This window comes from Streptomyces scabichelini (assembly GCF_011045015.1).
Classification (GTDB): Bacteria; Actinomycetota; Actinomycetes; order Streptomycetales; family Streptomycetaceae; genus Streptomyces; species Streptomyces scabichelini.
Genome location: NZ_JAAKZY010000032.1, coordinates 24,760 through 47,627, shown reverse-complemented (window position 1 = coordinate 47,627; position 22,868 = coordinate 24,760). Strand labels below are relative to the sequence as shown.

Sequence of the window (22,868 nt, the reverse complement as noted above, 5' to 3'; positions counted from 1 at the left end):
GCATGCATGTCCTCGTGGTGCACAACCGCTACGGCTCGGCGCAGCCGAGCGGGGAGAACAAGGTCGTCGACCAGGAGGTGGCGCTGCTGCGCGGGGCCGGCCACCGGGTCGAGCTGTTCGAGCGGCGCAGCGACGACATCGCCGCCCGGTCCCTCCTCGGCAAGGCCAAGGTGCCGCTGCTCGTGCCGTGGAACCCGGCGGTCCGCTCGGAGCTCACCGCCAAGCTCCGCGCCGAGCGGCCTGACGTGGTGCACGTCCACAACGTCTTCCCGCTCCTGTCGCCCGCGGTCCTTGCCGCCTGCGCCGACGCCGGCGTGCCCGTCGTCGCCACGCTGCACAACTACACCCAGGTCTGCCCGCCCGGCACACTGCAGCGGGACGGCCGGCCGTGCACCGAGTGCGTCGGCTCTGCACCGCTGCCCGCCGTCCGGCACGGCTGCTACCGGAACTCCCGCCTTGCGACGGTGCCGCTCGCGGTCAGCCTGTCGGTCAACCGGCGGCGGTGGTGGTCCGGGGTGGAGCGGTTCTTCTGCATCTCCGCGGCGCAGCGCGACGTCCTGGCGCGGGCCGGCATGCCGGCCGAACGCCTCGCGGTGAAGCACAACTTCGTGCCGGAGCCGAGCGCCCGCCGAACGGGCGACGGCGAGCATCTGCTCTATCTCGGCCGACTCGCGGAGGCCAAGGGCGTACGGCTGCTCATGACCGCGTGGGACGAGATCGCGGCGAGCGGCGGTGTGGGCGTACCGCTCGTGATCGCCGGCACGGGGCCGCTGGAGCGAGAGGTGACCGCCTGGGCGGCGGGCCGGGACGACGTGCGGTACGTCGGCCTGTATGACGCGGCGGAGAGCCAGCAGGCCGTCGCGCGGTCGGTCGCCGTGGTCGCTCCCTCGACATGGCTGGAGGCGTTCGGCCTGGTGGTCGTGGAGGCGATGGCGGCAGGGGTGCCGACCGTCGCCGCCGGTCACGGCGCCTTCGTCGAACTCGTCGAGGACGGCGTGACCGGACTGCTGCACCGGCCGGGCGAGCCCGCCTCGCTCGCGTCCTGCATACGCCGGATCGCGGCCGAGCCGGCCCTGGGCCGGGAGATGGGCCAGGCAGCCCGACGCCGTTACGAGCAGGGTTTCAGCCCGGCCGTCGGCCTCGAGCGCCTGGTGGAGGGGTACCGCACCGCGATCGCGGTGCGGTACGGCGGCGGGGACAGCCCGCCGCCGATTGGGGACGAGATCACTGGCTCGCGGTGGGGGCACCCACGCGAGCCGGATGGGGGCAGTAGATGACACGATGCCGACTCTGCGGCTCGACGACGCTGGCGAGCGTCGTCGATCTGGGGGCGACGCCGCCGTGCGAGAGTTTTCTCGCCGCGGACCAACTGGACCAGCCGGAGCCGGCGTACCCGCTGCATCTGCGGGTCTGCACCGACTGCTGGCTGGCGCAGATCCCGCCGCTGATCACGCCGGAGGAGACGTTCAAGGAGTACGCGTACTTCTCCTCGTACTCGACCTCCTGGGTGGAGCACGCGCGCACGTACGTCGCCGACGCCGTACAGCGGCTCGCTCTCGGCCCCGACGCCTTCGTGGTCGAGGTCGCGAGCAACGACGGGTACCTGCTGAGGCACGTGGTGGACCGGGGGATCCGCTGCCTCGGCATCGAGCCGTCGGTGAACGTCGGCGCCTCGGCGCGGGACGCGGGTGTGCCCACGCTCACGGAGTTCCTTGACCCGGACACCGGCTCGGCCGTCCGCGCCGAGCATGGCCCGGCGAACCTGGTCGTGGCCAACAACGTGTACGCGCACATCCCCGACGTGGTCGGCTTCACCCGGGGGCTGCGCGCCCTGGTCGCCGACGACGGCTGGGTCTCCATCGAGGTGCAGCACCTGCTGACCCTGATCGAGGACAACCAGTACGACACGATCTACCACGAGCACTTCCAGTACTACACGGTCGCCGCCGCGATGCGGGCCCTTGCGAGCGGCGGACTCGCGCTCGTGGACGTCGAGTTGCTGCCCACGCACGGCGGCTCCATCCGGCTGTGGGCCCGGCCGGCCGAGGTGGCGGGCGAGCCGACGCAGCGGGTGGCCGACGTGCTGGCCCGGGAGAAGGCGGCCGGGCTCCAGGAGCTGTCCGGGTACACAGAGTTCTCCGCCCGGGTCGCCAAGGTGCGCCGGGATCTGCTGCGGTTCCTCATCGAGGCGGCCGAGCGCGGCGAGACGGTCGTCGGCTACGGCGCCCCGGGCAAGGGCAACACCCTGCTCAACCACTGCGGCATACGGCCCGACCTGCTGCCGTACACGGTCGACCGCAACCCCTACAAGCACGGCAGGTTCACCCCCGGCACCCGCATCCCGATCCTGCCGCCCGAGCAGATAGCCGCCGACCGACCGGACTACGTGCTCGTCCTCCCGTGGAACCTGCGGGCCGAGCTGGTCGAGCAGTTGTCCTTCGTGCACGAGTGGGGCGGCCGGCTGGTCTTTCCCATCCCGGAACTGAGCATTGTCGAGGTCGCGTCTTGAAAGGGCACAGCATGAAGGTCGTCCTGTTCTGCGGCGGTTACGGGCTGCGTATGCGCAACGGAACCTCCGACGACATACCCAAGCCGATGGCGATGGTCGGCCCGCGACCGCTGATCTGGCACGTCATGCGCTACTACGCGCACTTCGGGCACAAGGAGTTCATCCTGTGCCTCGGGTACGGGGCGCACCACATCAAGGACTTCTTCCTCAACTACGAGGAGACGGTGTCCAACGACTTCGTGCTGCGGGGCGGGCAGACCGAGCTGCTGTCCACCGACATCGCCGACTGGACGATCACGTTCGTGCAGACCGGCATCGAGTCACCGATCGGGGAGCGGCTGCGCCGGGTGCGGCACCACCTGGACGGCGAGGAGATGTTCCTCGCCAACTACGCCGACGTGCTCACCGACGCCCCGCTGCCGGAGATGATCGACCGGTTCGCGCAGCGCGACGCCGGGGCGTCGATGATGGTGGTGCCGCCGCAGTCCTCGTTCCACTGTGTGGACCTGGGCGACGACGGCCTGGTGGGGGGCATCACCGCGGTGAGCGATATGCCGCTGTGGGAGAACGGCGGCTACTTCGTGCTCCGCCAGGAGGTCTTCGACCACATCCCGGAGAACGGGGACCTGGTCGCCGACGGATGCGCCCAACTGGCCAAGCAGGGGCGCCTGATGGCGCACCAGCACCGCGGCTTCTGGAAGCCGACCGACACCGTGAAGGAGCGGGCCGCGCTCGACGCCGCCTACGCCCGGGGCGACCGCCCGTGGGCCGTGTGGGAACGGGACGGCGCGGGGGCCGGTCTCCAGGGTGCGACCGGCAACGGCGCCGGAGTGAGAGCGTGATCGGGCTCGGGGCCGGGCGCCTGGACCGGATCGTCGCGGTGGCCGCGCACTGCGACGACATCGCCATCGGCGCCGGCGGCACGCTGCTGACCATGTGCCTCACGCACCCGGGCACCCGCGTCGACGCGCTGGTGCTCTCCGGCGGCGGCACCGAGCGCGAGCAGGAGGAGCAGGCCGCGCTCGCCGCCTTCTGTCCCGGCGCCGACCTGCGGCTGACCGTGCACAAGCTGCCGGACGGCCGGCTGCCCGCGCACTGGGACGAGGCCAAGGCCGCGGTCGAGGAACTGCGCGAGCAGACCGAGCCGGATCTCGTACTGGCCCCGCGCACCGAGGACGCGCACCAGGATCACCGCGGCCTGGCGAAGCTGGTCACCACCGCGTTCCGCGACCACCTCGTGCTCGGCTACGAGATCGTCAAGTGGGACGGCGATCTCGGCCGTCCGACGGCGTACCAGCCGCTGTCGCCCGAGATCGCCGAACTGAAGGTGCGGCTGCTTCAGGAGCACTACCCCTCGCAGCGGCACCGGCCCTGGTACGACCGGGAGGCCTTCCTCGGCCTTGCCCGCATCCGCGGTATCGAAAGCCACGCGCGCTACGCCGAGGCGTTCGCCGTCACCAAACTCACGCTCAACCTGGGGGATTGAACCTTGCGCGTACTGCTGACCGGACATCAGGGCTATCTGGGCACCGTCATGGCCCCGGTCCTCGCGGCCGCCGGACACGAAGTCGTCGGCCTCGACGCCGGCCTGTTCGCCGACTGCGTCCTCGGCCCCACGCCCGCGGACCCGCAGGGTCATCGGGTGGACCTGCGCGACATCACGGCCGACCACGTGGCCGGGGTGGACGCCGTGATCCACCTGGCCGCGCTCTCCAACGACCCGCTGGGATCGCTGGCGCCGGACCTCACCTACGACATCAACCACCACGCGTCCGTACGGCTGGCCCGGCTGGCCCGCGACGCAGGAGTGCGGCGTTTCCTGTACGCGTCGACCTGCTCGGTGTACGGCGCCGCCGGCGGCGACGACCTGGTGGGCGAGGACGCCCCGCTGCGCCCGGTGACGCCGTACGCGGAGTCCAAGGTGCGGGTGGAGGACGACCTGCACGCGTTGGCCGACGGCGACTTCACCCCGGTGTTCATGCGCAACGCCACCGCCTTCGGCTACTCGCCCCGGCTGCGTGCCGACATCGTGCTGAACAACCTGGTGGGCCATGCGCTCCTGTCCGGCGAGGTGCTTGTGCTCTCCGACGGCACCCCGTGGCGCCCGCTGGTGCACGCCGCCGACATCGCCCGGGCCTTCGCGGCCGCGCTGACCGCGCCGCGGGAAGCGGTGCACGACCGGGCGTTCAACATCGGCAGCGAGATCAACAACGTCACGGTCGCCGAGATCGCCGGGCAGGTCGCCGAGGCGGTGTCCGGCGCGAAGGTGAGGATCACCGGGGAGAACGGCGCCGATCCGCGGTCCTACCGGGTGGACTTCTCCCGGTTCCGCGCCGCGATACCCGGCTTCGACTGCGAGTGGACGGTGAAGCAGGGTGCGCTCGAACTCGCCGACGCCTACCGGAAACACGGGCTGACCCGGGAGGACTTCGAGCGACGCTTCACCCGGCTTGCCGTGCTGCGCGCGGCGTCCGACGCCGGCACCGTCGACGACACCCTGCGGTGGCGCCGATGACGGCGGCCGGCGAGCAGCCGATGACCGCGGCCGGTGACGAGATGTACGCGCTGGTGGAGCGGCTGTACCCGCTGTGCCGGAGCATCACCGGGGACGGGGTGCGCGCCACCCTGGACATCGTCGGCGAGTACGTCCCGCTCCAGGTGCACGAGGTGCCGACCGGGACGCAGGTGCTCGACTGGACGGTGCCGCAGGAGTGGAACATCCGGGACGCGTACATCGCCGACGCCGCCGGCAAGCGGGTCGTGGACTTCGCCGAGTCCAGCCTGCACGTGCTCGGCTACAGCGTGCCGGTGTCGGCGACCATGCCGCTGGCCGAGCTGCGCGCGCACCTGCACACCCTTCCGGAGCACCCGAACTGGGTGCCGTACCGCACCAGTTACTACAAGCCGGAGTGGGGGTTCTGTCTGGCCCAGGAGACCCTGGACGCGATGCCGGACGGCGACTACGAGGTCCGTATCGACTCCACCCTCGCCGACGGCCATCTCACCTACGCCGAGCACGTGGTCCCCGGGCAGGTCCCCGACGAGGTGATCGTCTCCTGCCACGTCTGCCACCCCTCGCTGGCCAACGACAACCTGGCCGGCATCGCGGTGGCGACGTTCCTGGCCCGGACGCTGGCGGAGCAGGAGCAGCCGCCGTACTACACCTACCGGTTCATCTTCGCGCCCGGCACCATCGGGGCGATCACCTGGCTGGCGCGCAACGCGGAGCGGGTGGGACGGGTCAAGCACGGCCTCGTGCTGGCCTGCGCCGGAGACTCGGGCCAACTGACGTACAAGCAGAGCAGGCGCGGCGACGCGGAGATCGACCGGGTGATGCGGCATGTGCTGGCCGCCTCCGAACGCCCGCACCACGTCACCGAGTTCACTCCGTACGGCTACGACGAGCGGCAGTACTGCTCGCCCGGGTTCAATCTGGGCGTGGGCTCGCTCAGCCGGACCCCGTACGCCGGCTATCCCGAGTACCACACCTCGGCGGACAACCTGGACTTCGTCTCCCCGGAGGCGATGGCCGACACCCTCTCCGTCTGCCGCGAGGCGTTCGCCGTCCTCGACCGCAACCGCCAGTACGTCAACCTCAGCCCTTACGGCGAACCGCAGTTGGGCCGGCGCGGGCTGTACGACGCGCTCGGCGGCCGCAGCGACACCAAGCAGGCCCAGATGGCCATGCTCTGGGTGCTCAATCTGTCCGACGGCGAGCACAGTCTGCTGGACGTCACCGAGCGGTCCGGGCTGCCGTTCGACACCGTCGCCGCCGCGGCCGGCGCCCTGCACGGCGCAGGGCTGATCAAGGCATGACGCCGATGACCACCGAGGGGGAGAAACCGCGGGCAACGGCGCGACCGGCCGGCTCCGCCCGGCGGGCCCTCGTCGGCCGGCTGTCCTGGGGACTGGCCGACCAGGCGGCCTCCAGCATGACCAACTTCGCGGTGGGGATCTACGTGGCACGCTCGCTCGGGCTGGCCGCGTTCGGCGTGTTCAGCCTGGCCTGGGTGACCTATGGCGTGGTGCTCAGCGTCTCCCGCGGCCTTGCCACCGATCCGCTCGTGGTGCGCTTCAGCGGCGTGCCCGACTGGTCCTGGCGCGGGGCGGTGGCCCGGTCGTCGGGTACCGCGCTCGGCGTCGGTGCCGCCATCGGCGCGGTGTGTCTGGTGGGCGGGCTGGCTCTCGGCGGCCGCGTGGGGCCCGCGTTCGCCTGCCTCGGCGTCATGCTGCCGGGGCTGCTGCTGCAGGACGCCTGGCGGTACTCGTTCTTCGCCGCCGGCGCCGGGCGGAAGGCGTTCGTCAACGACCTCGTGTGGGGCGTCGCGCTCGTCCCCGCCATGGTGGTGGCGGCCCGCGTCGGCGGCGTGGCCGCTTTCGTGCTCGCCTGGGGCGCGTCCGCCACGGTGGCCGCGGCGTACGGCTGCTTCCAGTCCGGCATCCGGCCCCGGATGACCGGAGCGCGCGATTGGCTGCGCGAGCACCGCGACCTCGGCTACCGGTACCTGGTCGAGAACGTCGGCGTCAGCGGCGCGGCCCAGCTGCGGGCGTACGGGCTCGGCGCGATCGTCGGAGTCAGCGCGGTGGGTGTGGTCCGGGGCGCCGAGCTCCTGCTCGGCCCGTTCCTCGCGGTGCTGATGGGACTTTCGCTGGTCACCGTCGCGGAGGCGGCACGGGTGCTGCGGCGGGCCCCGCACCGTCTTGGCAAGTTCTGCCTCCTGCTCAGCGGCGGGCAGACCGCCGCCGTGCTGTTGTGGGGCGCGGCGCTGCTGCTGGTGCCGGACCGTTTCGGTGAGCTCGTGCTCGGCGACGTCTGGCACTCCTCTTCGGAGCTCATCGTGCCTGCCACGCTCGGCGTCGCGGGCGCCGGCCTCGGCATGGGCGCAGCGGCCGGGCTGCGCGCCCTCGGCGCGGCCCGGCGCAGCCTGCGCAGCCAGCTGTTCGCCTCCGCCTGTTACGTCATCGGTGGGCTCGGCGGGGCGGCCGTGGCCGGCACGGTCGGCTCGGCCTGGGGCGTCGCCGCCGCGACCGTCTGCGGCTCGGCCGTGTGGTGGCTGCATCTGCGGTCCGCCCTGCGCGAGCGCCACCAACCCCCCATCCGCGAAGTGAGGACGCCATGACCGCCCTTCCCCGGCTGAGCATCGGCCTGCCCGTGTACAACGGCGAGGAGTACCTCGCCGAGTCGCTCGACGCCCTGCTCGGCCAGACCTACGAGGACTTCGAGCTGGTCATCTCCGACAACGCCTCGACCGACGGGACCGAGGACATCTGCCGCAAGTACGCCGCGAAGGACTCCCGCATCCGGTACATCCGGCTGCCCCGGAACATCGGCGCCGCACCGAACCACAACTACGTGTTCACCGAGTGCCGCGGCGAGCTGTTCAAGTGGGCCTCGCACGACGACCTTTACGCCCGGGACCTGCTGCGGCGCTGCGTTCAGGCGCTGGACGAGCGGCCCGAGGTGATCCTCGCGCACGCCGACCAGGCGGTCATCGACGAGGACGGCCAGGTGAAGGTCCCGTACGACTACACGCTCGCCACCGCCTCGCCGCACGCACCGGAGCGCTTCCGCAGCATGCTGGTCGAGCCCGGCGGCGACGACTTCTACGGAGTGATGCGGGCCGACGTGCTGCGCCGGGTGAAGCCGCACGACAGCTACCACCACGCGGACCGCACGTTCGTCGCCGAGATCGTCCTGCACGGACCCTTCCACCAGGTGCCGGAGCTGCTGTACTTCCGCCGCGACCACCCCACCCGCGCCGAGCGGGCGAACCCCGGCAAGCGCTCCCGGTGCGTCAACCTGGACCCGCGCCGGGCAGGCCCGCTGCACCCGACGCCCCGGCTGCTCGCCGAGTACGTCTGGGGCTTCGTCTCGGCGATCCGGCGGGCGCCGTTGTCCGCGGCCGACCGGCGTGCGTGCTACCGCCACCTGGCCGCGTGGATGACCAGCCGGGTCCGGCCGGGCGCCGGCGAGCGGGTCGAGGACCGCGCCCCCGTCGACCCGGGCGGGCTCACCGTCTCCGTCGACGCCCTCGTCGCCGGCCGCGAAGGTCGTGCAGGCCGTGAAGGTCGTGCAGACCGTGCAGATCGTGAAGGGAGGCAGGCATGACGTCCGCGGGTGAAACCCCGGTGCGCGTCGGGGTGTTCGGCCTGCTCGGCTCCGGCAACCTCGGCAACGACGGGTCGCTCGAGGCCGTGCTCGGGTATCTCCGCGCCGAGCACCCGGAAGCGGTCGTGGACGCGCTGTGCGGCGGACCCGAGGTCGTCACGGCCCGGTACGGCATCCGCGCGACGCGGCTGCACTGGTACCGCGGGGAGTACCGGACCGCGTCGCGTGCGGGCGCGATCGCGGGGAAGGGCCTGGGCAAACTCGTCGACGTCTTCCGCACCGCCGCCTGGGTGCGCCGGCACGACGTGGTGATCGTGCCGGGCATGGGCGTCCTGGAGGCCACGCTGCCGCTGCGGCCGTGGGGCTTCCCGTACTCGCTGTTCCTGCTCTGCGCGAGTGGCCGGCTGCTGCGCACCCGGGTCGCGCTGGTCGGCGTCGGCGCGGACACGATCAGCGACCGGCCGACCCGGGCCCTGGTGCGCTGGTCGGCGCGGCTGGCCGCGTACCGCTCGTACCGGGACACCCTGTCCCGCGACGCGATGCGGGCGATGGGCGTGAACACCGCGCGCGACCGGGTCTACCCAGACCTCGCCTTCGCCCTGCCGACGCCGCCGGCGAGCGCGCCCTCGGGCCCGGCCGGCCCGCCGGGCCCGGTCTGCGTCGGCGTCATGGCCTTCCACGGCGGCAACGACGACCGCGCCCGTGCCGAGGAGATCCACCGGCGCTACCTCGACGGGACAACTCGCTTTGTCCGCACACTGGTTGATGACGGCAGGCCGGTCCGGCTGCTCACCGGCGACGAGTGCGACGCACCGGTGGTCGCCGCGATCCTCGACGCGGTGGACTCGCCGCTGGTCACCGCCGCCGAGGCGGCCTCGCTCGCCGACCTGATGAAGGAGACGGCGGCTGCCGACACCGTGGTGGCTACCCGGTACCACAACCTGATCTGCGCGCTGAAGGCCGGCACGCCGACGCTCGCACTCAGCTATGCGGCGAAGAGCGACGCGCTCATGGACCGGATGGGCCTTGCCGCGTACTGCCACCCGGCTCGCGCGGTCGACGCCGACCGGCTGCTCGAGCAGTTCCGGGCGCTGGAGCAGCGATCGGCGGAGCTGCGGCGGACCCTCGCCGAGCGGAACCTGGCCGCCGCCCGGCAACTCGAGGACCAGTTCGCCGCCTTGACCGCGGCCCTGTTCCCGGCGGCCGACCACAACCACACGCACGCCCACGCTCAGCAGGAGACTCCATGAAAGCGACCGAAGTTCCGGAGATCTCCGGCGGGTACCTGTTCGAGCCGACGCCGTACGCCGACGAGCGCGGCTTCTTCTGCCGCACCTTCGACGCCGACGTGGTCCGCTCGGTGGGCCTCGACCCGGACGCCTTCATCCAGGACAGCCTGTCCCGCTCGGTCCGGGGCGTGCTGCGCGGCCTGCACCTGCGCTCCGGCGCCGGCGAAGCCAAGCTGGTGCGGTGCTCGTACGGAAGGATCTTCGACGTCGTCGTGGACCTGCGGCCGGACTCGCCGACCTACCGCAACCGGGCCTTCTTCGAGCTGTCCGGCGACACGCAGGCCACCCTCTACATCCCGGCGGGCTGCGCGCACGGCTTCCAGGCGCTGACCGAAACCGCCGACACCTCGTACCGGATCGACCGCCCGCACGATCCGGCCGAGGACGTGACGATCGCCTTCGACGACCCGGAGCTCGCCATTCCCTGGCCGCTGCCGGTCACATCAATGTCCAAGCGAGACCGGGAGGCGCCGAGCCTCGCCAAGGCCCTCCAGCAGATAGAGAGTTGAGGTCGGCGTGGCCACCGAAGACACGGTAGACACAGTAGACACCGAAGAGTTCCGACTGCCCCGGTCGCGGACGGCGAACGAGCGGCTGCACGCCATGGTCCCCGGGGGCGCGCACACCTACGCCAAGGGCGACGACCAGTACCCCGAGAACCTGGCCCCGGTCATCAGCCACGGCCGCGGTGCCCACGTGTGGGACATCGACGGCAACCGCTACATCGAGTACGGCTCAGGGCTGCGGTCGGTCAGCCTCGGCCATGCCCACCCGCGCGTGATCGAGGCGGTGCGGCGGGAACTCGACCGCGGCAGCAACTTCGTACGGCCGTCCATCGTGGAGGTCGAGGCCGCGGAACGCTTCCTTGCCACGGTGCCGACCGCCGAGATGGTGAAGTTCGCGAAGAACGGCTCCGACGCCACCTCCGCCGCGGTGCGTCTCGCCCGCGCCGCCACCGGGCGCCCGCGGGTGGCCCTCTGCGGCGACCATCCGTTCTTCTCCGTCGACGACTGGTTCATCGGTACGACGCCGATGTCCGCAGGCATTCCGGCGGCGACCACCGACCTCACCATGGCGTTCCCCTACGGGGACCTGGCCGCCACGGAGGAGCTGCTCAACCGCCACCAGAACGAGATCGCCTGCCTGATCCTCGAACCCGCCACCCACACCGAGCCGCCGCCCGGGTACCTCGCCGGCCTGCGCGAACTGGCCGACCGGCACGGCTGCGTACTGATCTTCGACGAGATGATCACCGGTTTCCGCTGGTCCGAGGCGGGCGCCCAGGGCCTGTATGGCGTCGTCCCCGACCTCTCCACGTTCGGCAAGGCGCTGGGCAACGGATTCGCCGTCTCGGCGCTGGCCGGGCGCCGCGATCTGATGGAGCGGGGCGGGCTGCGTCACTCCGGCGAGCGGGTGTTCCTGCTGTCCACCACGCACGGTGCGGAAACGCACTCGCTGGCCGCCGCGATGGCCGTGCAGACCACCTACACCGAGGAGGGCATCACCGCGCGGCTGCACACCCTCGGCGAGCGGTTGGCCGCCGGTGTCCGCGACGCCGCGGCCGCCATGGGCGTCGGCGACCACATCGTCGTACGGGGCCGGGCCAGCAACCTGGTCTTCGCGACCCTCGACGAGAACGGGCAGCCGTCGCAGGAGTACCGCACCCTGTTCCTGCGCCAACTCCTCGCGGGCGGGGTGCTGGCCCCGTCGTTCGTGGTGAGCAGCGCGCTCAGCGACGCCGACATCGACCACACCGTCAACGTGGTAGCCCAGGCGTGTGCGGTGTACCGGAAGGCACTGGACGCCGCCGACCCCACCCCCTGGCTGGCCGGACGACCGGTGAAGCCCGTGTTCCGCCGCTTGGCGTGACGTGATGTGGCCTGATGTGACGTGAGGTGACGTGGCGTGGCGTGATGTGACGTGACGTCAGCGATGCGCACGCCGACCGGCGTCGGCCGTCCGGTCGACCTGCCGGTCGGCGATCCGGTCGGCCAGTCGGTCGACCAGCCACGCGGTCATGGGTATCACCGCCAGCGCGGTACACCAGCCGCCGAGGACGTCGGTCGGGTAGTGCGCGCCCAGAGCGACCTGCGCCCAGCCCATGGCGGCGCCGGCCACCAGCGCCGCGGCGAGCGCGAGTGACGTGCCGGCCGCCCTGCCGAGGCCGAGCCGGCCGGTCGCGAGCAGCGCCACCATGAGGGCGAGCGCGGTCAGGAAGGCGGTGTGCCCGCTCGGGTAGGACAGGTTGCCGTCACCGTGAATGGTGCGCCCCACCAGGGACTTGAGGAGCCTCGCCGTCCCCACGGTCAAGACGACGCCGGCAACGATGAGCACGGCCGCGCGGGGACGCCGAAGCAGCAGACAGCCTGCCACGGCGGCCACGACCAGCATCGCTGCTCCGACGGGCTCTGCCAGGAAGTCCGTGGCCAGCGCGACGCGCCGCCACGGCGGCCGCACACTGTCCGCCGTCGGCTCGACGATCCACCGGTCCACCCTGCCGGGCTCGCTGTGACCCGCGTACAAGACCCCGAGCACGACGACCACCAGCGCGGCGAGGGCCGCGATCAGCCCGAGCCACACGCGCAGCAACGGTGGCAGCACCGGGGGCACCGGCCGGCCGGTCACAGGTCCACCGGGTCCGACAGATCGACCTGCTGAGGTCCGGACACGCCACGGCCCATGTGCGCCGTCAGTACGCGCACGCCGTCACAGACCATCCGGCGGATGCGACCTGCCCGCTGCCGCCCGTCGACATGGCCTTCGGCCGCTGCCCGCGCCAACTCCCCACCAACGAGCCCCCCGTCGTGTCTGAATTGGCCCCCCGGGAGCCATCAGCCTGTCCATCACCCTGGTCAAGGGCATCGGAATCAGGCTCTTGCCACCCTAACCAACAACGCGGTCGCGGCACACCGCCGTCGGAAAGTCCGCGCCCCTGAGCGTCAAACGAGCGTCAGGGCAGAGCCCATCTCCTTGTGCTTGCCCCAGCAGGTAGCGGCATCCATGATCCGTACGGTCGGGCGGTTCACCCGCCTACATCCGGCAGACCGGTTCAGCCCCCGTCGCACCTGATCCCCGCATCACATACGCAGACCGTGCGTCCACTGCTCCTTCCAGAGAATCCGCAAATTTACCCCGCAGCGGAATATTTGAGTGCGTGCACGAATAGGCCGCAGCCATATTTGGGCTACCAGGGTGCACGTGTAACACGGCAGCGCGTTCAGGACGCAGAAGTAAGCAGAAACAAGCCACGGAGGCTGAATACCAGGACCTCTGGGCAGGCCCTGCCGACAGAGGACGCGTCAGATCGGAGCTTCTCGTGAACAACACCGACCCGGTTTCCGGATACCGGACGTACGACCAGCCCCCGGGCCCCGACAGCTCCGCCCGCAATCAGGTCGACACCCGGCGTGCAGCCCTTGTGACCTGCACAATCGCTGATGTCGCGGCTGGTTTTCTGGGCCTGTGGGTCGTGCTCCACCTGCTCGACGCGAACCAGACGAATCCGTTCGTCGAGTTCGTGCACGGCACGGCGGACTGGCTTTCCGGATGGGCACAGGACATTTTCACGATGGACACCGAGAGCCTGCGAGTCGTCCTCAATTATGGTCTCCCGGCCGTCATCTATTTGCTGATCGGCCACGGGATCGCCGCCCGACTCAACCGGGCCTGACAGCATTACGGCCACTCTTCGGTCCGGCAGGAACGGTGAGCGCACGAAACGCCGGGCTGCAACAAGCACGACTGCGAAAGGGACAGTGTTGTGAAACAAACTCTCGGCGAGAGCGATCAGGTGCCGATCTATGAGGATCTGGTGCGCGAACGAGGGGATGTCGTGGCGGAGGCCAAGACGGCAGCCGAGCAGACGCAGCACCAGGCGGCGGAACTGCTGGGCAGACAGCACGCCGACCAGCCGCGCTTGCCACACAGGTGACAGGCGCCGACAGCGCCTGCACTGTCCGGGGGTGCGTCGCGTGTCATGTCGTGGTCATGTCGTGATGGTGCAGCCGCCTGACGAAGCGGACAGCCTCGACCGGGACACTGGAGTCGGCCTGCTGTCCTTGGAACGCGCGCGGAACATCGCCCGTGGGTTCCTCCTGGCGTGCTCCCCGGGAGCCGGCGGCGGCAGCGACGATGAGACAGTCCGGGCTACCGAAACCAGCGGCGATGTGGGCGAGGGTGGCGTGCCTGCGCAGCACTGCGGTGATCGAGAAGGGGTGCCACGTCGTGGCGTCCTCAAGCGCGTCGTAGTACGTGGAGGCCGGCTCAGGCCCGTGGTGCGATCTCTTCGAGGTCGTCGATGGTGCCGGACATGATGGCCAGAGCAACGCGCCGCCACGGCGGCCGCACACTGTCCGCCGTCCCCCGGGCGAGACTCACTATGGCGCCCTGGCTCGCCGCGTAGGCGACCGCGCCGTAGATCCCGTCCCTGCGGGCCGGCGACCGAGCTGATGTCGACGACGGGCCCGCCTCGGCCGCCTCACCTTGTGGAGCGCCGCTCGCCCGTAGCGCGGCAGCACGACGGCGGGCAGAGCACGTTACCGTTCGCCGCCCAGGCTCTCGTCGTCACCTTGGCGGCTGCTCCACCTGCGGTCGCAGGTACAGGCCGCCGGTGACGTCCAGGGCGTGGCCGGTGAGCCAACTGACCCACCGACGAAGACTTGACCCTCGCCATCGACCTCGGCCATCCCGATGACGGGGTCTTCACCGGCCACGACGTACGCACCTTGCTTGTTCCGCCCCGGAAGTGATCAAGCCACTGCGCATCACGAGGGTCCTGTCCGCGCTGGTCGTTTTGTCGCGCGGGCGCAGGCTACTCGGGACTTCTGACAGGACAAGGAGGTGAACGACGGTGCAGCAGGACGAGTTCATCGGTCAGGTGCAGTCCCGCGCTCGGCTGAACTGCCGTGGTGCGGCCGAGAGGGCGACACGGGGCGACGTTGGAGACACTGGCCGAACGCATCCCGGCCGGGCTGGCGGACAAGCTCACTGCGCAACTCCCGCAGGAGATCGGCGAGCACCTTCGGCGGGTCGAGGCAACCCCTGATGAGCCGACCACGGGTGGACTGTCTGGATGACGAACTGGCCGGGGAGGGGAGGGACGGGCAGGCGCCGGTTCTTCCCCTCAATGCCAATACCACGGGAACGGAAAACAGATATGCCGGTCCTTAACCACCACATCGTCGCCACGCACAGCAAGGAGAAGACCGCGGCCTTCTACTCCGAGTTGCTCGGCCTGCCCCAGCCGATGAAGATGGGAGAATTCGCCGTCCTACGGGTGAGTAAGGACACGACCCTTGACTTCGTGGACAACGATGGCGATTTCGACAGGCTGCATTACGCGTTCCTCGTGACCGAGGCCGAATTCGACGAGATCTTCGCCCGGATCCAGGTCCTCACCCGCCCCTATGGAAGCGGTGGAACCGAGGCCGCGCACCCGCACCCGCTCATCGCACCCGTCATCGACACCCCGCAGCAGGGGCTGTGGTCGTAAGGGCTCGGCTCGGAGCAAGATCATCGTGAGCGCTGCTTCGGCCGTCGCCAACGGCCGGCCGGATCCGGCGCTTCCGAGCGGGCGGCCGGCCCGTTTGGGTTACGGCTCGCACCTGCGGCTTCCTGGGCCGGGCACCCCGTAGGGGATGGTGAGTTCGAGGGCTGGCACTCCGTCGGTGGCTGCGACGGCGACCGCGCGGGACATCATGTCGCGAGCCTGCTGCCTGGCATCAGTTGAGCCACTTGTGCGTGGTTGCGAGAGTGCGAGCATGGGCTGTATGAGGAAGGACGAACCTGCCCACGACGGCGCGGGTGCCGCCGCAATCCGCCAGCCGGCCTTCCCAACGGGCCGGGACTCGTTCGACCCGCCTCTCGACTCGACGGCATGGCTGTGGCGCCATGTCGTCGGCCTACTCGATGACGAACGTGAGCAGGTCGCCAGGCGGCCGGTGAGCACACCGGTGGACCTCGGCAGACTGCGCTCCGCCGTCGAGTCGTACGACTTCGACGCACCGACGGATCCCGGTGCGGTGATCGGCGACGTCGCGGCGCTGTTGCGCGACGGCACCGTGCACACGACTCACCCTCGCTACTTCGGGTTGTTCAACCCGACGCCAACCCTCCTCGGCGTTGTCGGCGAGACCCTCGCCGCGGCGTTCAACCCGCAGTTGGCGGCCTGGTCGCACGCGCCTGCGGCTGCGGAGATCGAGGCACATCTCCTGCGCTTCCTCGGCAGGCGGCTCGGCTATCCGGCTGAAACGGTGGCCGGGTCGTTCACCAGCGGCGGAGCGGAGGCGAACCTGACCGCCGTACTACTGGCGTTGACCAAGACGTGGCCCGAGTACGGCACGACGGGGCTGCGCGCACTGCCCGGCCGGCCTGTGCTGTACGCGTCGGCGGAAAGCCATCTGGCCTGGCTGAAGATCGCGCACGCCACCGGCATCGGACGGGAGGCGGTACGACTCGTGCCCGTCGATGCCGATCTGCGGATGGACCTCGGACAACTGGCCGTCCAGGTGGCATCGGACCGCGCGGCCGGCGACCTGCCGTTCATGGTGATCGGCACGGCCGGCACGACGGGAGCCGGTGTCCTCGACCCGCTGCCCGAGCTGGCCGAACTCTGCCAGGCGCAGGACCTGTGGCTGCACGCCGATGCCGCCTACGGCGGTGCGGCCGCGTTGTCGGACCGGCTGCGGGGGGTGTTGAAGGGAATCGAGCGCGCCCAATCGATCACGGTGGACGCTCACAAATGGCTGAGCGTGCCGATGGGAGCCGGCGCCCTGTTGTGCACCGACCGAGAGGCACTTGCGGAGACCTTCCGCGTCACCACGTCCTACATGCCGGCCGACATCCCCGACACCGTCGACCCCTACACCTCCAGCCAGCAGTGGTCACGCCGGTTCATCGGACTGAAACTCTTCCTCAGCCTCGCCGTCGCGGGACGGTCTGGATACGCCGACCAACTGGAGCGCGACACCGAGCTCGCCGACATCCTCCGCCGGCAGCTCACCGGCTCCCGGTGGACCATCGCCAATGACACACCACTGCCGGTGGTCTGTTTCGCCGACCCCGCGGCCGACAGCCTTTCCGACAGCGAGTCGTGGGAGCACCACAACGCGCTCGCCCGATCCGTCGTGGACAGCGGGCGCGCCTGGATCAGCACCGTCCGGCTCAACGGGCGGGCGGCACTGCGCGCTTGTGTCATCAGCTTCCGCACCAGCCACGCCGACATCGACGAACTCGTCCACGCGGTGAACCACGCACGCAGCGGGCCGACCGGGCCCGGAAGCCGCCCCTGACAATGGCACGGCCTCGGCCTCGGTCTCGTTCTCGACCACATTCGCGGGAGGTCGTCAGGAACGGTACGGCCTCCCGGCGGGGCTCTCCCGCGTCGGCGAAGGTCTGCTGGCCGGGGCCGGCCGCGCGCCACGGAAGAGCCATGGGCGCACCTGGCGGGTGATCCGGGGGAGGACCAGCCACGTCAGCACGGCGGTGAGTATCGCCGAGGTGAGGGCGAGGGCCGCCGGCTGAGGCAGGCCGGGGGCCAGCTGAGCCAGGGCCGTGCTCAGGGCGAGCAGGGTGGGGTAGGCGGCCGCCCAGGTGATGAGGAAGGTCTTCCACCGGGGCGGCACAGCGCCGCCGGACAGCGTGAACCACGGATCCAGACCGGAGTTCGTGCTCTTCGCCTGGTCGGAGATCTCGTCTCCCCGGCGGATGAGGGCGTGCCGCTCGGTCGAGTTCTCCCAGGCGTGCAGATGTTCGGCCGAGTCGAAGCGGTAGATCAGATGGTTCAGTCCCTGGCTGTCGTGCAGCCGCACCCCGCCGAGGTGGCCGGGGAAGCGGGCGGCGGTCCGGTCCACGTCGTCGGCCCAGCGGGCGAACTGCTCCTCCTTGCCCGGACGGATCACCCGGGTCACCACGACGGTCACCGCCGGGTCCAAGCCTGAGTCCGGGCCTGAGTCCGGGCCCCTGTTTGAGCCGGTCACGGTGACCGCACCGCACCGACCGAGGGAAGAAACGTGAGCAGATGCTCAAGAAGCACCTCGGGGTTCTCCTCGGGTGTCCAGTGGCCGCCTCCGGGAACAACGGCACCGCGGACGTCGGTGGCCGCCTCGCGGGCCATGTCGGTGATCAGGGATCCGTTGTCGAGTTCACCGCCCAGGGCGAGGACCGGCATCGGCAGTTTGTCCTGGAGCAGCTTGGCGAACCGTTGCTCATCCTGGTCGAAGGCGCGGTAGAGCTCGAAGCCGGCACGCAGGGCGCCCGGTGCCGCGTAGGCGCGGGCGTAGACCGCCAGGTCGTCGTCGGTGACAGCCCCGGCGACCTTGGTGCGGGCCCGGTAGAAGGTGGAGAGGTAGTCGTACTCGCGGCCGGAGACGAGCATCTCGGCGATGTCCCGCTGCCGGTGCAGACCGAAGTGCCAGGTCTGCGGATCCAGCTTGGCCCGCTCCCAGACGGTGGTGCCGGGGATCGGCACGTCCAGCATGGTCAGGGACGCGACCGCCCGCGGCCACTGTGCGGCGAGAGCGTAGGCCACCATGAGCCCGATGTCCCGGCCCACCAGATGCACCTGCCCCGCATCCAGCGCGTCGAGCAGGTTTCGCACATCGGCGGCCATCGTCGCCTTGTCGTAGCCTCCGGCCGGCCGGGTGGACTCACCGGCGCCCCGGTACTCGACCGCCTCGACCCGGTAGCCGGCCTCCACGAGCCCGGGCATCACCTTGCGCCACGCGTACCAGGTCTGCGGCCAGCCGTGCAGCAGTACAACGGTCTCCGCTCCGGCCCGACCGCCGGCCACGTGATGGAGTCTGACCTGCCCGACCTCGGTGAAGTGGTGCCTGAACACATCATGGAACCCTTGCGGCAGCGTCCACTCGGAACCAATCATCGCGCTCCGTCCCTCGCCTCCGACCGTGCTCGGCAGGACCACCCGAAGTACCCGCTGTGGGCGGCCGATATGCCGCTCATCCCTCCCTCCGACTACGAGGGCGTCCGAGTGCTGCTCTCGGGCACAGTCACCTCGGCAGTGCACCGGCGTCTTCCGTTCTGGCATCCCTCACGAAGCGTGACCGACACACCCGAGCCGACGAACACTCAAGGTCACGCTCAACGGCTGCCAGAAGCCCTTGGCACCCGTCATTTCAGGTGGCCTGACCAGCCCATCGACGCAGCTGGCACCCCATCAGAACGAGCGTCACGAGCGTCATTTCAGGGTCAAGATATCGCCCGTAACACCCACACCGCACATAATGCGCACTCACAAAACCGCAGTCAGGAACCCTTGACCGCCGGTTCAAGGATCGCCACGCACTCCACATGATGCGTCATCGGAAACAGATCGAACGCCCGAAGCGTCCGCACCCGATACCCACCCTCGCGGAAGTACCCCAAGTCCCGTGCCAGCGCCGCCGGATCGCAGGCCACGTACGCGATGCGGCGCGCGCCCAGTGACGACAGGTGGGCGACCGTCTTCTTGCCGGCGCCCGCGCGGGGCGGGTCGAGGACGATGAGGTCGACCTCGGTGATGCCGGTGCGCGGGAGGTCCGCCTCGACCTTGCCCTGTTCGATGCGGACGCGGTCGAAGGCGGCGAGGTTGTGGCGGGCGTCCTCGACCGCGCGCTTGCCGGACTCGATGCCGAGCACCGCGCCCTTGTCGCCGAGCCGGTCGGCGAGGGCGCCCGCGAAGAGGCCGACGCCGCAGTACAGGTCGAGCGCCATCTCGCCCTTGCGCGGCATCAGGCCCTGCATCACGGCCTTGACGAGCGTGTCCGCGGCCTTCGGGTGGACCTGCCAGAAGCCGCCGCTGCCGACCCGGTACGTACGGTCGTCAGCGCGCTCACGCACGAAGGGGCGGCCGTGGACGCGATGGACCCCGCCGTCCTTCTCCTCCACCCGCATGACCGACACCGGCCGGTCCAGCTCCACGATCGGCAGGCGGGCGCCGGGCTGCGGCGTCAGGATCACCTGCCGGTCCTGGGAACCCGTCGCCGCGATCGCCTCGATCGACTCCATCCCGGACCAGTCGCGCCGCTCGATGCCCAGCTCGCTGACGCCCGGCGCGGCGATCATGCAGTGCTCGATCGGCTCGACCTCGTGCGAACGGTGCCGCCGCAGACCGGCGTGCCCGGAGGCATCCACCGCGTACTGCACGCGCGTACGCCAGGCGGGCACCTCACCGGCGGGCACCTTGTCGCCCTCGGCCGGCATCACCGTGCCGTCCCAGCCGGCCTCCTCGGGCGTCAGGCCCGCGAGCCGCTTCAGCTGCTCGGCGATCACCTCGCCCTTCATGCGGCGCTGCGCGCCCGGCTTGGCGTGCTGCCAGTCGCAGCCGCCGCAGCGGCCGGGGCCCGCGTACGGGCAGGGCGCCTCGACGCGGTCCTTGGACGCCTCCAGGACGGTCACCGCGTCCGCGCGCAGGAAGCGCGCGCCTTCCTCGCCCTCCGTCACACGCGCGACGACCCGCTCCCCGGGCAGCGTGTGCCGTACGAAGAGCACCTGGCCGGCGTCGGTACGGGCGATGCAGTGCCCACCGTGGGCGACGGGGCCGATCTCGACCTCGTACTCCTGCCCCACGAGCGACCCCGCCGGCGATTTCTTCGGTTCTGCCTGCATGGCGGGGTGACTCCAGATGCGAAAAGGGTACGGCCGGACAACAGCCCACCAGTCTACGTGGACGCCGCCCGGCCGTTCGACACGAGTCCGTCAGTCCTTGGGTGAGCTGGACTCCGTCTTGGTCCGCTCCTGAGCCGGCCCGCGCCGCACGGCACCCGGCGCGTTCCACTCCTGCTGCTTGCGGGCCCGCCGTTTGGCCACCTCGGAGGACTCCAGCTGGTACGGCACGGAGGTCACCATGACACCCGGCGTGAACAGCAGCCGGCCTTTGAGCCTGAGCGCGCTCTGGTTGTGCAGCAGTTGCTCGTACCAGTGCCCCACCACGTACTCGGGGATGATGATCGAGACCGCGTCGCGCGGCGACTCCCGGCGCAGGCCCCTCACGTACTCGATGATCGGCCGCGTGATCTCGCGGTACGGCGAGTCGAGGACCTTCAGCGGTACGTCGATGCCGCGCCGTTCCCACTCCTCCTGGAGTGCCTTGGTCTCGGCCGGGTCGACGTTGACGCTGAGCGCCTCAAGGGTGTGCGAGCGCATCAGCTTGGCGTAGGCGAGGGCGCGCAGCGTCGGACGGTGGATCTTGGAGATCAGGACGATGGAGTGGACGCGCGAGGGGCGTACGACGTCGTCGCTCGGTCCCTCGGGCGCGGCGATCTCCTCGGAGACGCGGTCGTAGTGCTTACGGATCGCGGACATGGTCGCGTAGAAGATCACCATGCCGAGCAGCGCAACCCAGGCGCCGTGCGTGAACTTGGTGACCAGGACGACGACCAGCACAAGCCCGGTGAAGAAGGCACCGAAGGTGTTGATCGCCCGGGAGCGGTACATGTGGCGGCGCTTGGCCTGGTCCCGCTCGGTGGCCAGATGGCGGTTCCAGTGCCGGACCATGCCGGTCTGGCTGAGCGTGAAGGAGACGAACACGCCGACGATGTAGAGCTGGATCAGCCGGGTCGAGTCCGCTCCGTAGATCCACACCAGCAGCGCGGCCGCACCGGCGAGCAGCACGATGCCGTTCGAGAAGGCGAGGCGGTCGCCGCGGGTGTGCAGCTGGCGCGGGAGATAGCGGTCCTGGGCGAGGATGGAGCCGAGCAGCGGGAAGCCGTTGTACGCGGTGTTCGCCGCCAGGAAGAGGACCAGCGCGGTGGCCGCGGCGAGCAGCACGAACATGAAGCTGCCGTCGCCGAACACGGCCTCGGCGACCTGCGAGATCACCGGGTTCTGGACGTAGTCGGAGCCGACCGCCACGCCGTTCCTCAACAGGTCGGTCGCCGGGTTCTCGGCCATGCGGACCTTCGTCACCATGGCCAGACCGATGATGCCGCAGAACATGGTGACCGCGAGCAGGCCCATCATCGCGAGCGTGGTCGCCGCGTTCTTGGACTTGGGCTTGCGGAAGGCCGGGACGCCGTTGCTGATCGCCTCGACGCCGGTGAGCGCGGCACAGCCGGAGGAGAAGGCGCGCAGGAGAAGGAAGACGAGCGCGAAGCCCGCGAGACCTTCCTGCTCGGCCTCGATGTGGAAGCCGGCGGTCGGCGCCCTCATGGTCTCGTCGAGGAACAGGCCGCGGAACGCACCCCAAAGGATCATCGCGAAGACGCCCGTCACGAAGACGTACGTCGGAATCGCGAAGAGCTTCCCGGACTCCCTGACCCCGCGCAGGTTCATCAGCGTGAGCAGCACGATGACGGCGATCGCGCAGAGCACCTTGTTCTCGATCACGAAGGGGATCGCGGAGCCGAGGTTCTCGATGCCGGAGGAGATCGACACGGCGACGGTGAGGACGTAGTCGACGAGCAGCGCACTGGCGACGGTGAGGCCGGACTTGGGGCCGAGGTTGGTGTTGGCCACCTCGTAGTCGCCGCCGCCGCTCGGGTACGCGCGCACGTTCTGCCGGTACGACGCCACCACAGTGAACATCAGCACGACGACCGCGACCGCGATCCAGGGGCTGAAGTGGTACGCCGACACGCCCGCGATGGAGAGGACCAGGAGCACTTCTCCGGGCGCGTACGCCACGGAGGAGAGCGGGTCGGAGGCGAAAACGGGGAGGGCGATGCGCTTCGGCAGGAGCGTTTCTCCCAGCCGGTCGCTGCGCAGTGCGCGCCCAATGAGGATCCGTTTGGGCACGTCGGTCAGTTTGGACACGCTGAGGATCGTAAGCGCTCGAACGCGGGACCGCCCACCCTCCCCCGCTGTCGCTTCCGCCCAAGTCCGAGGTATTACCGGCCGGCCTCTGCTCTCCGAGTGAAATCGGGGACGGGGCGCGCCGAGGATTCCCCGGCCGAAGGGATCCGCATGTCTATATGACAAAGCCCTGGACGTGCCCTGGACGTGCCTTGGAAGCGCGCCCTGGACGTCG

The 22,868-nt window shown here is 70.4% G+C and carries 21 protein-coding genes and 1 pseudogene; 16 read left to right on the top strand and 6 right to left on the bottom strand.

Translation table 11 applies throughout. The annotated features are described in order from the left end of the window. Window positions 1-2 precede the first annotated feature (2 nt). From G5C60_RS13080 to G5C60_RS13030, 11 genes are read left to right on the top strand one after another with little or no spacing between them, the layout of a single operon-like run. Window positions 3-1,277, top strand: a complete 1,275-nt coding sequence (locus G5C60_RS13080) for a glycosyltransferase (protein WP_165258390.1) — start codon at window positions 3-5, stop codon at window positions 1,275-1,277. After that, window positions 1,274-2,509, top strand: a complete 1,236-nt coding sequence (locus tag G5C60_RS13075) for a class I SAM-dependent methyltransferase (RefSeq protein ID WP_165258388.1) — start codon at window positions 1,274-1,276, stop codon at window positions 2,507-2,509. The genes G5C60_RS13080 and G5C60_RS13075 overlap by 4 nt, the downstream gene beginning before the upstream one ends. 11 nt (window positions 2,510-2,520) lie before the next feature. Next, on the top strand, window positions 2,521-3,351 hold the full coding sequence (locus G5C60_RS13070; RefSeq protein WP_165258386.1) for a glycosyltransferase family protein: 831 nt from the start codon (window positions 2,521-2,523) through the stop codon (window positions 3,349-3,351). Further along, window positions 3,348-3,995: a PIG-L family deacetylase gene (locus G5C60_RS13065; protein ID WP_165258384.1), complete on the top strand. Its 648-nt coding sequence runs from the start codon at window positions 3,348-3,350 to the stop codon at window positions 3,993-3,995. The genes G5C60_RS13070 and G5C60_RS13065 overlap by 4 nt, the downstream gene beginning before the upstream one ends. A gap of 3 nt (window positions 3,996-3,998) precedes the next feature. Beyond that, window positions 3,999-5,024 carry an NAD-dependent epimerase/dehydratase family protein gene (locus G5C60_RS13060; protein ID WP_165258382.1) on the top strand — a complete coding sequence of 342 codons (1,026 nt, stop codon included), beginning with the start codon at window positions 3,999-4,001 and terminating at the stop codon, window positions 5,022-5,024. A gap of 20 nt (window positions 5,025-5,044) precedes the next feature. Then, complete coding sequence (locus G5C60_RS13055; RefSeq protein WP_165258424.1) at window positions 5,045-6,325, top strand: DUF4910 domain-containing protein; 1,281 nt, start codon at window positions 5,045-5,047, stop codon at window positions 6,323-6,325. Beyond that, entirely contained in the window at window positions 6,322-7,629 is a 1,308-nt protein-coding gene (locus G5C60_RS13050; RefSeq protein WP_206439441.1) for an MATE family efflux transporter, read from the top strand. The genes G5C60_RS13055 and G5C60_RS13050 overlap by 4 nt, the downstream gene beginning before the upstream one ends. Further along, window positions 7,626-8,618: a glycosyltransferase family 2 protein gene (locus tag G5C60_RS13045; RefSeq protein WP_165258378.1), complete on the top strand. Its 993-nt coding sequence runs from the start codon at window positions 7,626-7,628 to the stop codon at window positions 8,616-8,618. Before G5C60_RS13050 ends, G5C60_RS13045 begins: the two co-directional genes overlap by 4 nt. Further along, entirely contained in the window at window positions 8,615-9,868 is a 1,254-nt protein-coding gene (locus G5C60_RS13040; protein ID WP_165258376.1) for a polysaccharide pyruvyl transferase family protein, read from the top strand. The genes G5C60_RS13045 and G5C60_RS13040 overlap by 4 nt, the downstream gene beginning before the upstream one ends. Further along, the gene (locus G5C60_RS13035) at window positions 9,865-10,416 is read left to right on the top strand and encodes a dTDP-4-dehydrorhamnose 3,5-epimerase family protein (RefSeq protein ID WP_165258374.1); all 552 of its coding nucleotides are present in this window, start codon (window positions 9,865-9,867) and stop codon (window positions 10,414-10,416) included. The genes G5C60_RS13040 and G5C60_RS13035 overlap by 4 nt, the downstream gene beginning before the upstream one ends. Window positions 10,417-10,423: 7 nt before the next feature. Then, the gene (locus G5C60_RS13030; protein WP_165258372.1) at window positions 10,424-11,776 is read left to right on the top strand and encodes a glutamate-1-semialdehyde 2,1-aminomutase; all 1,353 of its coding nucleotides are present in this window, start codon (window positions 10,424-10,426) and stop codon (window positions 11,774-11,776) included. Between the two features lie 57 nt (window positions 11,777-11,833). Here the strand turns inward: G5C60_RS13030 and G5C60_RS13025 are convergent, their stop codons facing one another. Continuing rightward, on the bottom strand, window positions 11,834-12,532 hold the full coding sequence (locus tag G5C60_RS13025; RefSeq protein WP_165258370.1) for a phosphatase PAP2 family protein: 699 nt from the start codon (window positions 12,530-12,532) through the stop codon (window positions 11,834-11,836). Between the two features lie 691 nt (window positions 12,533-13,223). Between G5C60_RS13025 and G5C60_RS13020 the strand changes: the two genes are divergently transcribed. Continuing rightward, on the top strand, window positions 13,224-13,577 hold the full coding sequence (locus tag G5C60_RS13020) for a hypothetical protein (protein ID WP_165258363.1): 354 nt from the start codon (window positions 13,224-13,226) through the stop codon (window positions 13,575-13,577). Between the two features lie 90 nt (window positions 13,578-13,667). Next, window positions 13,668-13,838 carry a hypothetical protein gene (locus tag G5C60_RS13015; RefSeq protein ID WP_165258301.1) on the top strand — a complete coding sequence of 57 codons (171 nt, stop codon included), beginning with the start codon at window positions 13,668-13,670 and terminating at the stop codon, window positions 13,836-13,838. A 43-nt stretch (window positions 13,839-13,881) separates the two neighbouring features. Here G5C60_RS13015 and G5C60_RS13010 read toward each other — a convergent pair whose 3' ends face one another. Then, window positions 13,882-14,103: a hypothetical protein gene (locus tag G5C60_RS13010; RefSeq protein ID WP_165258361.1), complete on the bottom strand. Its 222-nt coding sequence runs from the start codon at window positions 14,101-14,103 to the stop codon at window positions 13,882-13,884. A 653-nt stretch (window positions 14,104-14,756) separates the two neighbouring features. Here G5C60_RS13010 and G5C60_RS13005 point away from each other — a divergent pair. The 3 genes and pseudogenes from G5C60_RS13005 to G5C60_RS12995 all read left to right on the top strand — a co-directional run. Continuing rightward, window positions 14,757-14,967, top strand: a pseudogene (locus G5C60_RS13005) (DUF2267 domain-containing protein); the annotation flags it as partial. Between the two features lie 95 nt (window positions 14,968-15,062). Then, a complete protein-coding gene (locus G5C60_RS13000; RefSeq protein WP_165258359.1) occupies window positions 15,063-15,398 on the top strand; it encodes a VOC family protein in 336 nt (111 codons plus the stop codon). 277 nt (window positions 15,399-15,675) lie between these two features. Beyond that, window positions 15,676-17,196, top strand: a complete 1,521-nt coding sequence (locus tag G5C60_RS12995) for a pyridoxal phosphate-dependent decarboxylase family protein (protein ID WP_165258357.1) — start codon at window positions 15,676-15,678, stop codon at window positions 17,194-17,196. A 54-nt stretch (window positions 17,197-17,250) separates the two neighbouring features. Here G5C60_RS12995 and G5C60_RS12990 read toward each other — a convergent pair whose 3' ends face one another. The 4 genes from G5C60_RS12990 to G5C60_RS12975 form a co-directional block, all read right to left on the bottom strand. Further along, on the bottom strand, window positions 17,251-17,826 hold the full coding sequence (locus G5C60_RS12990; protein WP_206439440.1) for a putative antibiotic biosynthesis monooxygenase: 576 nt from the start codon (window positions 17,824-17,826) through the stop codon (window positions 17,251-17,253). Between the two features lie 53 nt (window positions 17,827-17,879). Next, the gene (locus G5C60_RS12985) at window positions 17,880-18,785 is read right to left on the bottom strand and encodes an alpha/beta fold hydrolase (protein ID WP_165258355.1); all 906 of its coding nucleotides are present in this window, start codon (window positions 18,783-18,785) and stop codon (window positions 17,880-17,882) included. 383 nt (window positions 18,786-19,168) lie between these two features. Next, window positions 19,169-20,509: a class I SAM-dependent RNA methyltransferase gene (locus G5C60_RS12980; RefSeq protein WP_165258353.1), complete on the bottom strand. Its 1,341-nt coding sequence runs from the start codon at window positions 20,507-20,509 to the stop codon at window positions 19,169-19,171. Window positions 20,510-20,599: 90 nt separating this feature from the next. Then, window positions 20,600-22,654 carry an amino acid permease gene (locus G5C60_RS12975; protein WP_165258351.1) on the bottom strand — a complete coding sequence of 685 codons (2,055 nt, stop codon included), beginning with the start codon at window positions 22,652-22,654 and terminating at the stop codon, window positions 20,600-20,602. Between the last annotated feature and the right edge of the window lie 214 nt (window positions 22,655-22,868).

Coding starts and splice junctions, on each gene's coding strand:
- G5C60_RS13080 (WP_165258390.1), top strand. CDS start 3: ATGCATGTCCTCGTGGTGCACAACCGCTACGGCTCGGCGCAGCCGAGC.
- G5C60_RS13050 (WP_206439441.1), top strand. CDS start 6,322: ATGACGCCGATGACCACCGAGGGGGAGAAACCGCGGGCAACGGCGCGA.
- G5C60_RS13055 (WP_165258424.1), top strand. CDS start 5,045: ATGACCGCGGCCGGTGACGAGATGTACGCGCTGGTGGAGCGGCTGTAC.
- G5C60_RS13070 (WP_165258386.1), top strand. CDS start 2,521: ATGAAGGTCGTCCTGTTCTGCGGCGGTTACGGGCTGCGTATGCGCAAC.
- G5C60_RS12980 (WP_165258353.1), bottom strand. CDS start 20,509: ATGCAGGCAGAACCGAAGAAATCGCCGGCGGGGTCGCTCGTGGGGCAG.
- G5C60_RS13000 (WP_165258359.1), top strand. CDS start 15,063: ATGCCGGTCCTTAACCACCACATCGTCGCCACGCACAGCAAGGAGAAG.
- G5C60_RS13075 (WP_165258388.1), top strand. CDS start 1,274: ATGACACGATGCCGACTCTGCGGCTCGACGACGCTGGCGAGCGTCGTC.
- G5C60_RS13040 (WP_165258376.1), top strand. CDS start 8,615: ATGACGTCCGCGGGTGAAACCCCGGTGCGCGTCGGGGTGTTCGGCCTG.
- G5C60_RS13035 (WP_165258374.1), top strand. CDS start 9,865: ATGAAAGCGACCGAAGTTCCGGAGATCTCCGGCGGGTACCTGTTCGAG.
- G5C60_RS12995 (WP_165258357.1), top strand. CDS start 15,676: ATGAGGAAGGACGAACCTGCCCACGACGGCGCGGGTGCCGCCGCAATC.
- G5C60_RS13045 (WP_165258378.1), top strand. CDS start 7,626: ATGACCGCCCTTCCCCGGCTGAGCATCGGCCTGCCCGTGTACAACGGC.
- G5C60_RS12985 (WP_165258355.1), bottom strand. CDS start 18,785: ATGATTGGTTCCGAGTGGACGCTGCCGCAAGGGTTCCATGATGTGTTC.